This is a genomic window from Mucilaginibacter auburnensis (assembly GCF_002797815.1).
Taxonomy (GTDB): Bacteria; Bacteroidota; Bacteroidia; order Sphingobacteriales; family Sphingobacteriaceae; genus Mucilaginibacter; species Mucilaginibacter auburnensis.
Genome location: NZ_PGFJ01000001.1, coordinates 1,123,915 through 1,137,360, shown reverse-complemented (window position 1 = coordinate 1,137,360; position 13,446 = coordinate 1,123,915). Strand labels below are relative to the sequence as shown.

At 42.8% G+C, this 13,446-nt stretch carries 10 protein-coding genes; 5 read left to right on the top strand and 5 right to left on the bottom strand.

The window, feature by feature from the left end; translation table 11 throughout:
* Window positions 1-225 precede the first annotated feature (225 nt).
* Complete coding sequence (locus CLV57_RS04985; protein ID WP_100340227.1) at window positions 226-1,995, bottom strand: cytochrome-c peroxidase; 1,770 nt, start codon at window positions 1,993-1,995, stop codon at window positions 226-228.
* Between the two features lie 65 nt (window positions 1,996-2,060).
* Entirely contained in the window at window positions 2,061-3,542 is a 1,482-nt protein-coding gene (locus tag CLV57_RS04980; RefSeq protein WP_100340226.1) for a PhoX family protein, read from the bottom strand.
* Between the two features lie 231 nt (window positions 3,543-3,773).
* Between CLV57_RS04980 and CLV57_RS04975 the strand changes: the two genes are divergently transcribed.
* On the top strand, window positions 3,774-6,050 hold the full coding sequence (locus tag CLV57_RS04975; RefSeq protein ID WP_100340225.1) for a GH92 family glycosyl hydrolase: 2,277 nt from the start codon (window positions 3,774-3,776) through the stop codon (window positions 6,048-6,050).
* Here the strand turns inward: CLV57_RS04975 and CLV57_RS04970 are convergent, their stop codons facing one another.
* Together CLV57_RS04970 and CLV57_RS04965 are read right to left on the bottom strand one after the other, a co-directional pair.
* On the bottom strand, window positions 6,051-6,623 hold the full coding sequence (locus tag CLV57_RS04970) for an RNA polymerase sigma factor (protein ID WP_245856875.1): 573 nt from the start codon (window positions 6,621-6,623) through the stop codon (window positions 6,051-6,053). It abuts the gene before it with no gap.
* Window positions 6,624-6,795: 172 nt separating this feature from the next.
* Window positions 6,796-8,025: a 3-deoxy-D-manno-octulosonic acid transferase gene (locus CLV57_RS04965; protein ID WP_100340224.1), complete on the bottom strand. Its 1,230-nt coding sequence runs from the start codon at window positions 8,023-8,025 to the stop codon at window positions 6,796-6,798.
* A gap of 201 nt (window positions 8,026-8,226) precedes the next feature.
* On the opposite strand from CLV57_RS04965, the gene CLV57_RS04960 reads away from it, so the two are divergent.
* From CLV57_RS04960 to CLV57_RS04945, 4 genes are read left to right on the top strand one after another with little or no spacing between them, the layout of a single operon-like run.
* Entirely contained in the window at window positions 8,227-9,216 is a 990-nt protein-coding gene (locus tag CLV57_RS04960) for a UDP-glucuronic acid decarboxylase family protein (protein ID WP_100340223.1), read from the top strand.
* 1 nt (window position 9,217) lies between these two features.
* Window positions 9,218-10,243, top strand: coding sequence for a UDP-glucose 4-epimerase GalE (gene galE, locus CLV57_RS04955; protein ID WP_100340222.1), 1,026 nt, complete (start codon window positions 9,218-9,220; stop codon window positions 10,241-10,243).
* 16 nt (window positions 10,244-10,259) lie between these two features.
* Window positions 10,260-11,312 (top strand): dTDP-glucose 4,6-dehydratase, encoded by a 1,053-nt coding sequence (rfbB, locus tag CLV57_RS04950; protein WP_100340221.1) that lies wholly within the window; start codon window positions 10,260-10,262, stop codon window positions 11,310-11,312.
* Complete coding sequence (locus tag CLV57_RS04945; RefSeq protein WP_100340220.1) at window positions 11,312-12,061, top strand: tyrosine-protein phosphatase; 750 nt, start codon at window positions 11,312-11,314, stop codon at window positions 12,059-12,061. Before rfbB ends, CLV57_RS04945 begins: the two co-directional genes overlap by 1 nt.
* Before the next feature lie 111 nt (window positions 12,062-12,172).
* Here CLV57_RS04945 and CLV57_RS04940 read toward each other — a convergent pair whose 3' ends face one another.
* Window positions 12,173-13,411, bottom strand: coding sequence for an ABC transporter permease (locus tag CLV57_RS04940; protein WP_100340219.1), 1,239 nt, complete (start codon window positions 13,409-13,411; stop codon window positions 12,173-12,175).
* Between the last annotated feature and the right edge of the window lie 35 nt (window positions 13,412-13,446).

The window sequence follows — 13,446 nt, the reverse complement described above, 5'->3', positions numbered from 1 at the left end:
TGATGGGCTACACCTGCATTAGAAAAAATGAAAACGTAAACTAATAACAGCATCAACAAACAAAATTGTAAACCTTTTCAGGACGAGTCAAGCAAAAAATCGTTTCACCCGTTTCATTTTCGTTTCACTCAAAAACGATAATAAATTAACAATCAATATCTTACAAAAAATATCGTTTCACATCGTCTCACATATTCAGTGAGACGATGAAACGACCTACATTAGCTACTCGTCGGTCAGAGCCTTTAAAAATGCAATGATATCTTTCTTCTCTTGTTCAGTCAGGTTTAGCTTGTCGGTAGCCAGGGTTTGGTTGTCCAGTTTTATACCAATGCCTGCGCCGCCGCCTTTCTCGTAAAAATCCATCACTTCTTCTAACGTTTTAAAAGCGCCGTTGTGCATATAAGGAGCGGTTAAAGCTATGTTACGAAGCGTTGGCGTTTTAAAGGCATATTTGATCTCCTCAATTTTGCTGTGGAATGAGCGGCCCTCGTCCGGATCAACCACCGGGTGCTTGGCACGCGGATCGGCAGGCACCCCTAAAACTTCTGCCTCGGTATTGGCAAAAGTGGGCGGCGCGGTGCCGTTAAACAGCGGTGTAAAATGGCAGGTGCCACATTTGGCCTTGCCCATAAAAAGGTTAAAGCCATTAACCTCGTTAGCAGTAAGCTTGCTTTTATTACCACGCATGTATTGGTCAAACCGCGAGTTGAAGGGCGCCAGCGAGCGTACATAACTGGCCAGCGCTATCATTACATAACGTGGGCGTATGGTATTGTCCATGGTAGAAAAAGCTGCCTTGAACTGTTTAAAGTATTGTGAGTTGCCTTCCAGCCTGCGTGCCGCCTCTTCAACCGAAGCGTGCATCTCATCCTTATTAGCAATAACGTCGGTAGCTTGTCCCTCTAAGGTCTTGGCGCGCATATCATAAAACTGTGCATCCTGCAAACCGGCATACATCAGCGTTGGTGAGTTGCGCTTAACAAACCGCCCTTCGGCCAATGCTGCGCTTTTTGCCATGCCATCTGTAAAGGCTAGTTGCGGCTGGTGGCAATGTGAACAGCTGCGCGTAGCGCCAGATATAACCGGGTCAAAAAACAATGCTTTACCCAACGCTATCTTTTTAGCATCGGGCATAGCTTCGGCAGTATTTACAAAGTGATTGATATTGAAAGCGTCTTTATCAAACAGCGTGGCGGCCTTATTCCTTAAAGCCATTTCGGTGTTGAGTGGTTGAATACCTAACTGATTTTGCCATGCCAGTATGCCTTCACTTATGGGATCGGCATATTGGGTAATAAATTCAGCACGGTTAAATCTGTCAAAGTCCGGCGACTTGCCTATATACTTTATAGCCGCGTTGATCTGCTCCTGCAATTGCTCGTTCTCGCCAAATAGCTTTAAAACATTTGCAACAGCGGCTAAAGCTACTGCCGACTCTTCAATACCGGTTTTACTCAGCGGTGTGTCAAAGCCGGATATGCCTAATCCGATGACACGGAACACCTCCAATTTACAGGCATCCAGTATGTGGGCCTCCGTAAATTCGGTATCGTTCAATATCATCCGCAAACGTTTCAAACTTGAGCGGAAAGAAGCTATCTCTCTTAAAAGGTCAGCCTTGGTAGCAGGATTGTATGGGTAAACATACTCCTCAATAACCTGCAGGCCTGATGGTTCAAAAACTTTGGTCTCTTCTATTTCTATCTCGGGCAAGGGCGCCCCGTTCAACTCTTTGGAGGTGGTTGGCGCGTAATATTCGCTAAACCACTCCAGCTTTTTATAAGCCACGCGCGTGCTTAAAAAAGCGTTACGCAACTCTGCTTCGCCTTTGTTGGCACTGTTTAGTAAATGAGCGGCTTGCTGGTCAAGGGTGTCTACACTTTTTTGCAGGTGCTCCTTAACAGACGTTTTTACATCAGCCTTTCGAAGCGTGCAATAGGAAAGAACCAGAACAAACGAGAATAGTAGAAAGGGAATTGTTTTTTTGAACATCGCTATAAAAAAAATAGAGGCCCCACAGTTAAGTGGGACCTGCTAAAGAGGGATTGTGATTATAATTATTTTTCTAAACCGGTAAGGATAACTACCTGACCGCCTTCTTTGTTGGTAGTTAAACCACCGCCATCAGCATTCAAGAATTTGTTATCTGTCCAGGTGTGTGGGTGTATATTTACCGCAAATGTATTAGGGCGACCTGTTAAGTCAGAGATGTCATACATAGCGCCATATTCCCAGGTGCTTAAACGGGTATCGTTTGCAGGGTTGTATTTCGCGTTAAAAGTAGCATCTGTACGGCGGTGATTCATTTCCAGCATTGGCTTAAGCACTTTTGTAGCAATGTTATACTGCCAGATGCGGCCATCATGTTTGTTATTGGTATAGAACGAGTCGCCGTCTTCCTGTATGTAAACAAAGTTCTTGGTTACACAAATGTTATCTGGATTTACAAGGCTGTTGCCCGGATCAACTACACCATCAATAAGCGGTGTTAATTTACCTTTAAGCGGATCAGCAGCATCTAATTCCAGTTTGTAAACTCTACCCCACATAGTTAAGCCCGGAGCCGCATTCACCTTGTCAGGACTAACACCTGTTGCAGTAAAGTAAAGGGTTCTGCTGGCATTGCCACCACCTTTACCGTGGTCAAGGTCTTCAACACGTGCAAACTGGATTGCACTCTTAGTTACAGTTTGAGCCGCAAGCTGCGCGCCTGTGCTGGTTTTAACATTTTCGTACTCAACAAACTCAACATCATAAGCGGAGTTTACTGCCATATCAGTTTCAACAACGTCCAGGTCTTTACGACGCAGCATGTATAACTTACCGTTATTCAAATCGCCGGTTGAGCTTAGGTATAAGTTAACCTGGCCTAAACCCTGACGGCTGCTTTCGTCCTCGCCAATAAAAATGGCCGTTTTGCCTGCGTAAGCGTCTTTAGGTAGTGGCACTGCATTCTCTGCGCTACATTTACCTAAAGCGGTAAGGGTTCTGTTAGCTTTTTTATTGTAAACAGGGCCAAGCGGGTCAATAGCGTGGATCATTGATTCGCCGTCAGTTTCGCCTGCAGTTAAGAAAACCGGACCGAAACCGTAAGTAGCCGGGTCAACCAAAGTAGCAGAGCATAAACGCATTCTACCGCCTTCTGAATCAACAATGTATTCGCCTTTTACAGGTTTCAAGTTCTTATCAAGATACACCCTTGATACTGAAAACAATATCTCATGGTTATTGATCATAATGTAACCATCACTGTTAGGATCCTTCATCATGCCGGCGCCATCAGGCTGCGCGCCAAAAACAAAATCAGGAGAGCCTGATAATTTGTCGTCGCTGCTGATCAAGGTAGTTACCTTTACATTTTCAAAACCTGCAAGAGTTTTTACCAATGATGGGGTAACAGAGTAGTCTTTAATTTCGGTTAAGGTTGGGTTCTCGGTCTGCTCCCCGTTGTTGTTTTTTTTACAAGCAACAAAAGTAACAGAAGCTATGGCCGAAATGGTTAAAGCCATGTTGAGCTTTGCGCGTAAATTTTCTTTCATAAGTTGAATTTTAGTTAGCGCAAAGCTATCCGAGGCAAGTAAACGCGGTGTAAACGTGGTTTTAACTTTACATTACAAAAAATTTAAATCTGTTAACATCTTCTTTATAGTATGAACTGTAATTTGTCTTTTGACGATGAATGGATATTAACTATTCGCAGGTTACATTCTCCCATATTATCCTCCAAATCTTAGTTTATATTTACAGCACATTAACTGATACTACATCCTATGAAGAAACTATTCATTGGTTTGCTAAGCATTGCCTTTTTTTCCGCAAAGGCGCAAAACCTTATTCAATATGTTAAGCCTATTGTTGGAACACAACGCATGGGGCATACCTACCCTGGAGCTACGGTACCTTTTGGTATGGTGCAGCTAAGCCCCGAAACAGATACCATAAGTTATGAGCAAAACGGCAAATACAATGCTGACGTATATAAATACTGTGCAGGCTATCAGTATGATGATAAAACCATAGTTGGCTTTAGTCATACTCATTTTAGCGGCACCGGGCATTCAGACCTTGGCGACATTTTGATAATGCCTACTGTTGGCAAATTAAAACTTAATCCGGGCCGTGCCGACCAGCCCCACAGCGGGTACCGTTCGCCTTTCAGCCATCAAAACGAAAAAAGCGAGGCCAACTATTATAAAGTAAAACTGGACGAGTATAATATACTGGCCGAAATGACCACCAGCACCCGGGTTGGCTTCCATCAATATACCTTCCCTAAAACTGATAGCGCGCATGTGGTATTAGATATGGTTGCCGGTATTTACAACTATCCCGATAAAAATGTATGGACCTACTTAAGGGTAGTTAATGACACTACTGTTATTGGTTTCAGGCAAACCAGCGGATGGGCGCGTACACGCACACAGTACTTTGCCATTAGCTTTTCAAAACCCTTTATTGCCCATGGCTTTGCTAACTACTCGTCGCGTGTGCCCTATGGAGGTTTTTGGGGAAGGTTTGACCAACGCCGTAACTTCCCCGAAATAGCGGGCAAACAGATCAAGGCTTACTTCGACTTTAAAACATACGATGGAGAGAAAATCAAACTAAAGGTAGCGCTGTCACCGGTAAGCATGGAGGGCGCGTTGAATAATATGTGTGCCGAGATCTCCGGCTGGGATTTCAACAAGGTAAAAGCCGATGGGCAACAACAGTGGGAAAAAGAGTTGCACAAAATTGAGATACAGGGATCAAACGAAACCAAAGAAAATTTCTACACGGCTTTATATCACACGCTCATCAACCCTACTGTTTATATGGATGTAGACGGTCAGTATAAAGGCCTTGACCACAACGTGCACCACGCCGATGGCTTTACCAATTACACTACTTTTAGCCTGTGGGACACCTACCGGGCCTTGCATCCGCTGTTCAATATAATAGAACCAGAGCGAAATGCCGATATGGTGCGTTCTATGCTAGCCCATTATCAGCAGAGTCCTGAACATTTCTTGCCTGTATGGTCAAACTCGGCTAACGAGAACTGGTGCATGAGTGGTTATCACAGCGTATCGGTTATTGCCGATGCTGTTGTAAAAGGCAACGCTCCTTTTGACGTTAACGCTGCTTTAGAAGCATGCGTTACCACCGCACGCGGAAGGCAATACATGAACATTGGCTTATACATGGATAAGGGTTATATACCTGATGAACGCGATGGCAATTCTGTATCATCAACGCTTGAGTATGCCTTTGATGACTGGTGCATTGCGCAAATGGCTAAAAAATTAGGCAACACTGCCATTTATGATGAGTTTAGTAAACGGGCATTGAACTATAAAAACGTTTATAACCCTGCTACCGGCTTTATGCACCCGCGACTTGCAGATGGCTCATTCCGCAAAAAATTTGATGCGCTTACCACTATCGGTCAAGGGTTTATTGAGGGCAACGCCTGGAACTATACGCTATTTGCACCTCAGGATGCGGCAGGATTAATTAAATTAATGGGTGGTAATAAACGTTTTGTGAGATACCTGGATTCGCTGTTTACTATGCACCTGCCTGATAAATTTTTTGAAGAGACAGAGGACATTACGCGCGATGGTATTATTGGTAACTATGTGCATGGTAACGAGCCATCTCATCATGTGGCTTATTTATACAACTGGACCGATAAGCCCTGGAAAACACAGGAACGCATAAGAATGATATTACCTAAAATGTATAAACCAACGCCCGATGGTTTAGGAGGTAATGATGATACCGGACAAATGAGCGCATGGTATATTTTTAGTTCGTTAGGCTTTTATCCCGTAGCACCTGGGTCAGATCAATATGCAATTGGCAGCCCGGCAGTTGATGGAGCGGTTATAAACCTTGGCAAAGACAAGAAGCTCTCCATCAGGGTAAATAACCAAAGCGAAAAGAACGTCTACGTACAAAAACTTTTGCTGAATGGAAAACCTATAAACGCTCTGTTTTTAAGCCATGCTGATTTAATAAATGGCGGAGATCTCACATTTTTTATGGGACCAAAGCACAAGTGATCAACCTGCCATGCTATAACGATTAATATTGTTTAAAGTATTCAGTTTGTTTTTAAGGATACTGCGGGCGCGGCTTAAGTTTGTGCGAGATAAAAGCTCCGAAATATTCAGTTTATCACTTATCTCGCGATGCGAGTAACCCTCTAAAGCATGCATGCTAAAAACGTAACGGTAATTTTCAGGTAACTGGTCTATCAAATTATTCAGTTCTGTAGTTTCCAGCTTATTGGCGTTATGGCTTGTGCCGATAGCTAAGCCGGTTTCAGCAAAGTCTTCTATCAGAACAGTTTTTTTTGCCTTGCGGTAATACGATATAGCACTGTGCACCATTATGCTGCGCACCCAACCCTCTAAACTTCCTTCGCCACGATAGTTGTTGGCATTTTTAAAAATTTTCACAAAACCATCCTGCAAAATATCCTGAGCGGTATCCCTGTCTTTTGCATAACGCATACATAATGCAAGCATTTTAGGAGCGAGCATTTTGTAAAATACTTCCTGATCTTTGCGGTTGTTCTGAAGGCAGCCTTTCCATAACTGTTCTAAACGGCTGTTGGTATTTGAGGTGGTCATGATTACGTACATTTTCAATTGTTCGTAACCACCTATGCCAAAACAGAACCCATTTTACAAAATATTGATTATCAAATAGATAAATTTTAAATCAGTTTTAAAACTGTTCGATACCGAACACTTATTGAATGCTGCCGAACATTTGAATAAATAGTAGCTGGCGGTGGGCAGGCTAAACTGAGAGGTGTTGTTGGATATGCGCCACTATTTTTGGCGTAGCGCCTACATTTTGTTGTACGTAAGTTTGCGCTTTTTGAGCGGCAGCAGCCAGGTCTTGGGCATTATTCATCAACTTGCCTGCAATTCCTGTAAGTTCTGCTTCGTTGGCAATGCTGAAGCCTGCTCCTTCAGCTACCAGATCCCTTGCTTCTTTAAAACGTTTATATTCCGGGCCAAATATTACGGGCAAGCCAAAGGCCGCTGCTTCAAGCGTGTTATGAATGCCTACGCCAAAACCACCGCCAATGTAAGCAATATCAGCATACTGGTATAAAGCCGATAACATACCTATATTGTCTATTACCAGCACTCGTTGAGCCACCGGTTGCACGCGTTGAGCGATGAGTTGTGAATATCTGATGGCAGTGTTTTGGGGGAAAAGCTTTAATAAACCATTGATCTTGTCTTCACTGATCTCATGAGGAGCAAAAATAAACCTCCATTCCGGATATTGTCTAAATAAAACTGCAAGCAAAGCCTCATCAACCGGCCATGTACTGCCGCCAATAAACAACTGTTGTCCGTTTTTAAATTCTTCAATATATGGAATAGCCTTCGGCTGTTGCGCATTGGCCCAAACACGGTCAAAACGGGTATCGCCACTAATGGTGGTGTGGTTCACACTAATATCGTTCAGCAATTGCACAGAGCGTTCATCCTGCACAAAAAAGTAAGTAACAAAGCTTAATATTTTACGGTGAAGCGCGCCATACCATTTAAAAAAAATCTGATTGGGCCTGAATATCCCGGAGATGATATACAGGGGCACTTCTCTCTTTTTCAGTTCACTAAAAAAGTAATACCAATATTCATACTTAGTAAAAACAGCTACTAAGGGATCAATGCGTTCAATGAAATGCTGCGCATTAGCCGACGTATCCAGCGGCAAATAATACACCGCTTCGGCAAAAGGAGTATTCTTGCGTACCTCGTAGCCTGATGGTGAAAAGAAAGTTATAATTACCGGATGATAAGGATATTGCTTTTTCAGTTCTTCCAGCACAGGCCGCCCCTGCTCAAACTCACCGAGTGATGCAAAATGAAACCAAAGGCTATTTTTTTGAGGTTTAACTACTTGTTCCCGTCGTCCTGATATCCATAATGCCGCCTTTTTATTAAAAAAAGAGACTATATAAACAAGGGCGTAATAAAAACGCACGCCTATACTGTAAATGAGTAGCATCACGGCAAAATTACTATCTTAGTTGCAATAGTAATCTAAATAATTAATAAGTCACTTTTTTATAGAACCATCTCTTTTCAATAACGTATAAATTATAAACTAAACAATTATTTAACATTAACTCTTTAAGCCAAATCAAGTATATTAGCAGCTGTACCCTGTACATTAAAGCGGTTAAAAAAAGCACTTTTAAATAAGCATATGCCCAGAAAACGTATATTGATTACCGGTGCCGCCGGTTTTTTAGGTTCGCACCTCTGCGACAGATTCATAAAGGAAGATTACCATGTAATTGGCATGGATAACCTCATTACCGGCGACCTGCGTAATATTGAACATCTGTTCAAACTGGATAACTTTGAGTTTTACCATCATGACGTATCCAACTTTGTACACGTGCCGGGCGAACTGCACTACATACTTCACTTTGCATCACCGGCCAGCCCTATTGACTATCTAAAAATACCTATTCAAACCCTAAAGGTTGGCTCATTAGGTACACATAACCTGCTTGGCCTGGCACTGGCAAAGGGAGCGCGCATGCTTATTGCATCAACTTCAGAAGTATACGGCGACCCAAGCGTTAACCCTCAGCCCGAAGAGTATTGGGGTAACGTAAACCCTGTTGGGCCACGCGGCGTTTACGATGAAGCTAAACGTTTTCAGGAAGCCATGACCATGGCTTACCATACCTACCATGGGCTTGAAACACGCATTGTGCGCATATTTAATACTTATGGCCCGCGTATGCGTTTAAATGACGGACGTGTTTTACCTGCGTTTATAGGTCAGGCCCTGCGCGGCGAATCATTAACCATGTTTGGTGACGGATCGCAAACACGTTCATTCTGTTATGTTGACGATTTGATTGAAGGTATATACCGTTTACTTTTCAGTGATTACCCTCACCCGGTTAATATTGGTAATCCTGATGAGATCACCATCCGGCAGTTTGGTGAAGAGATAATTAAGCTCACCGGTACAGACCAGCAAATGATAAGCCTGCCTTTACCAACCGATGACCCCAAACAACGCCGCCCTGATATTACCAAGGCAAAAGCCTTATTAGGATGGGAACCCAAGGTATCGCGCAGCGAAGGTTTGAAAATAACTTACGAGTATTTCAAATCGCTGCCACAAGACCTGGTTGAAAAGGTTGAACATAAAGACTTTAAGCATTATACACGATAATATGAAGAAAATACTGGTAACAGGAGGTTTAGGATTCATCGGGTCGCACACGGTTGTTGAACTGGTAAATGCAGGTTATGAACCTATTATAGTTGACGACCTGTCTAACTCGCACCCTAAAATGTTGGACCAACTGGCTAAAATTATAGGCCATGTACCCCAATTTTACAAATTAGACCTTTGCGACGAACATGCTGTTAAACAACTGGCTGCTGATGAGCCCGAAATAGCCGGTATTATCCATTTTGCAGCATTTAAAGCTGTGGGCGAATCGGTAAATTTTCCGATGAAATATTATCGGAACAACTTTTACTCGCTTATCAATATTCTGACCGCTTACTGGGAAAAACCGCTCAACTTTGTTTTTTCTTCAAGCTGTACAGTTTATGGACAACCCGAGCAACTTCCGGTTACAGAGAATGCGCCTGTAAAAGCAGCCGAATCTCCTTACGGCAACACCAAGCAAATAGCCGAAGAAATTTTAAAAGATATGATAGCTTCCGGCGGAAGCAAGTACAAGGTTATTTCATTAAGATATTTTAATCCTGTAGGCGCGCATCCATCCGCTTTAATTGGCGAGCTGCCAATTGGCGTGCCTCAAAACCTGGTGCCATTTATAACCCAAACAGCTATTGGCAAACGCGAAAAGATCACAGTATTTGGCAACGACTATAATACATCAGACGGCAGTTGCGTACGCGATTATATTCACGTTGTAGATTTGGCTAAAGCACACGTTGCAGCGTTACAGCTGATGGAAAAAGAAAGCTTCTCCGGATACGATGTTTACAATCTGGGCACAGGCAAAGGCAGCACCGTACTTGAAGTGATCAAAGCTTTTGAAGAGTCGACCGGCGTTAAACTTAACTATCAAATTGGGCCACGCCGTGGCGGAGACGTTGAACAGGTTTGGGGTGATGTTACCAAATCAAAAAACGGCCTGCAATGGCAAACAGAATTAGGCCTTGATGTAATGATGAAGTCGGCATGGGATTGGGAAAAGTATATTGCCGAAAATCCATTATAGACATAATGCTAAATTGATGAAAAAAATAATCATTACCGGCGGTGCCGGCTTTATAGGATCGCACGTAGTGCGCAGGTTTGTAAAAAACTATCCGCAATACAGCATTATCAATCTTGATAAATTAACGTATGCCGGTAACCTGGCCAACCTTAAAGATATTGAGAATGAACCCAACTATAAATTTGTTAAGGGCGACATTGTAGATATTGCCTTTATAAATGAGCTTTTTGAAACCGAAAAGCCGGATGCAGTTATACATTTAGCTGCCGAATCGCACGTTGACCGCTCGATTGCTAATCCGGCAGAATTTGTAATGACCAACGTGGTGGGTACAGTTAACCTGCTTACGGCTGCCCGCGAAACCTGGAAAGGTAACTATGATAAAACAAGGTTCTACCACGTATCAACAGACGAGGTTTATGGTTCGTTAGGTGAAGATGGTATGTTTACCGAAGAAACAGCTTATGATCCGCATTCGCCTTATTCGGCGTCAAAAGCAGGCTCTGACCACTTTGTTCGTGCTTACCATGATACTTATGGCATTGATACTGTAATATCTAACTGCTCTAACAATTATGGTTCTTATCATTTCCCTGAGAAACTGATCCCGCTGGCTATTAATAATATTAAGAACAGTAAACCCGTACCTGTTTACGGTAAAGGCGAGAACATACGCGACTGGCTATGGGTTGAAGATCATGCACGCGCCATTGATGTTATTTTCCATAACGCAAAACCAGGCACCACCTACAACGTTGGCGGGCACAACGAATGGAAAAACATTGATCTGATAAAGCTGCTTTGCAGCATAATGGATAAAAAATTAGGCAGAGAGCCGGGAACATCAGCAAAATTGATCACTTTTGTAACAGACAGGGCCGGCCACGATCTTAGATATGCCATTGATGCCACCAAACTTAAAAACGAGTTAGGTTGGGTACCGGGCATAACGTTTGAAGAAGGCCTGGAAAAAACCGTTGACTGGTACCTTGAAAATGAGGGATGGTTGAACGATATTACATCAGGCCACTACCAGCAATATTACGCCGATCAATATAATAACAGATAATGTTCAGTTTTTTTAAGAAGAAAGAGAAACCTCAAAATAAAGAAATTACGTTTAACTACGAATCAATAGCTGTAGACATGCATTCGCATGTACTACCAGGCATTGATGATGGTGCGCAAAATGTGGAGGAATCTGTTTTTTTAGTAAAACGCATGGTGGAGCTTGGCATAAAAAAAATTATTGCCACGCCCCACATCATGATAGATTTTTATCGCAACACGCCCGAAACCATTAACGGCGCGTTGGAACTGTTAAGAGCGGAGCTTAAAAATCAAGGAATTGAAGTACAGGTTGAAGCCGGTGCCGAACATTACTTTGATGAAACATTTGAACCTCGTATAGACGAAGGCAAACTGGTATCATTTGGTGATCAATATGTGTTATATGAATATCCATTCATCAGTCAGCCAAACAACTGGTTTTCGGCTATGCAAAAAATGTTAAGCGCGGGTTATAAACCTATATTGGCGCACCCGGAAAGATATCCCTATTTAACTACCGACACCATGACGATGATGCGTGGCTGGGGATGTAATATGCAATTAAACACCATATCATTAACCGGTTACTACGGCCGTGAAACCAAAAAGCGCGCCGAAGAAATGATAGATCTTAAACTGATCGACTTCATTTCAAGCGATATGCACCACCCCAAACACGCCGCAGCTTTCGGCGATTCACTGAGAACAACCTATATCGAAAAGGTGATGTTTAATGATTATCCGCTGAAGAATATTACGCTCTTGTAGTCCGCAAGTCGGAAAGTCCGGAAGATTTCCTTTTCGTTATTCGCTAAAGAATATTAGTTGATTCTGTTAGTCCTCGGACTTATGGAAGTCCCGACTTTCGGATCACCTAACCTACTCGTACCTCAACGCTTCAACCGGATCAAGGTTAGAAGCTTTTTTGGCTGGGTAAAACCCTGATGCTAAGCCGATAAAGGTACATAACGCAAAAGCAGAGAATAACCACAACCACGGAATAACAAACTTTCCGCTGATGCTTACTGCTATCAGATTGCCTATGGCCATACCCAATATCATACCGCCAATGCCGCCTATTATACAGATAACAACAGCTTCGATCAAGAACTGCTTGCGTATCACACCCGGTGTAGCGCCAATGGCTTTTCTTACGCCTATCTCGCGCGTGCGCTCGGTAACAGACACCAGCATAATATTCATTAAACCAATAGCAGCGCCAAGCAGTGTAATTATTCCTATACCAAAGCCTGCAATGGTCATACCGGTTATTTGCCCGGATAATTGTTGTTGAATAGAATCACTTCGTACAATTTCAAAATTGTCTGGTGCTGCTACGTTTAAGCTGCGTATGTTCCTAAACAAAGAGGTTGCCTCGCCGGTGGTTAAATCTAAACTGCCCGGCCCATTCACCATAACCGCTATGGAGAAAGAAGGATTGGCAACCGTTGTTATTTGTTTTGCTTTCAAAATTGGGATAAGGCATAAACGGTCGCCGCCAAAGCCAGCGCTTGAACCCTTTGGCGCAAAAACACCTATCACCCTGAATTTATTGCTACCTACAAAGATTGATTTGTTAATAGGATCTTCTTTTTTGAAAAGTTTATCTTTTACTTCTTCGCCAATAATAACCACGTTAGCACCATGTTCTAATTCGGCATCAGAGAAATTACGGCCAAGTGCAATTTTGTAACCATTTGTTTGCACATAGTTCTCATTAGAACCTGTTATGCTAACATTAGGATTGGTTTTGTTACTGGCGTATTTGGCCACGGCCTGGCTGGATACATTCAGGTTAATGGCTATTGTTGAAGGCAGTTTAAACTTATCTCTGAAACGCGCCGCCTGATCATACCTGATAGCAGGGTAAACCTTACGCCGACCACCACCAAAACGTATACCCGAACCACGATTCTGTATAGTGAACGAGTTAGCACCCAAGCTGGAAAACGCATCGGTAGTATATTGCTTTATACCTTCAACCGCGGTTAATATACCAACCAACGCCATTATACCAATAGCTATAATTAAAGCAGTGAGCGATGTACGCAAACGGTTACCGGCAATGGATTGCAGGGCAATAGAAACATTTTCTCGGAAAGTGGTTTTTACCGGCATGGTATAAATATAGAAAAACTAACGGTAAGACTATG

What these genes read in the sequence shown, in the direction of transcription:
- CLV57_RS04985 (WP_100340227.1), bottom strand. Translation starts at nt 1,995, where the DNA reads ATGTTCAAAAAAACAATTCCCTTTCTACTATTCTCGTTTGTTCTGGTT.
- CLV57_RS04980 (WP_100340226.1), bottom strand. Translation starts at nt 3,542, where the DNA reads ATGAAAGAAAATTTACGCGCAAAGCTCAACATGGCTTTAACCATTTCG.
- CLV57_RS04975 (WP_100340225.1), top strand. Translation starts at nt 3,774, where the DNA reads ATGAAGAAACTATTCATTGGTTTGCTAAGCATTGCCTTTTTTTCCGCA.
- CLV57_RS04970 (WP_245856875.1), bottom strand. Translation starts at nt 6,623, where the DNA reads ATGACCACCTCAAATACCAACAGCCGTTTAGAACAGTTATGGAAAGGC.
- CLV57_RS04965 (WP_100340224.1), bottom strand. Translation starts at nt 8,025, where the DNA reads ATGCTACTCATTTACAGTATAGGCGTGCGTTTTTATTACGCCCTTGTT.
- CLV57_RS04960 (WP_100340223.1), top strand. Translation starts at nt 8,227, where the DNA reads ATGCCCAGAAAACGTATATTGATTACCGGTGCCGCCGGTTTTTTAGGT.
- galE (WP_100340222.1), top strand. Translation starts at nt 9,218, where the DNA reads ATGAAGAAAATACTGGTAACAGGAGGTTTAGGATTCATCGGGTCGCAC.
- rfbB (WP_100340221.1), top strand. Translation starts at nt 10,260, where the DNA reads ATGAAAAAAATAATCATTACCGGCGGTGCCGGCTTTATAGGATCGCAC.
- CLV57_RS04945 (WP_100340220.1), top strand. Translation starts at nt 11,312, where the DNA reads ATGTTCAGTTTTTTTAAGAAGAAAGAGAAACCTCAAAATAAAGAAATT.
- CLV57_RS04940 (WP_100340219.1), bottom strand. Translation starts at nt 13,411, where the DNA reads ATGCCGGTAAAAACCACTTTCCGAGAAAATGTTTCTATTGCCCTGCAA.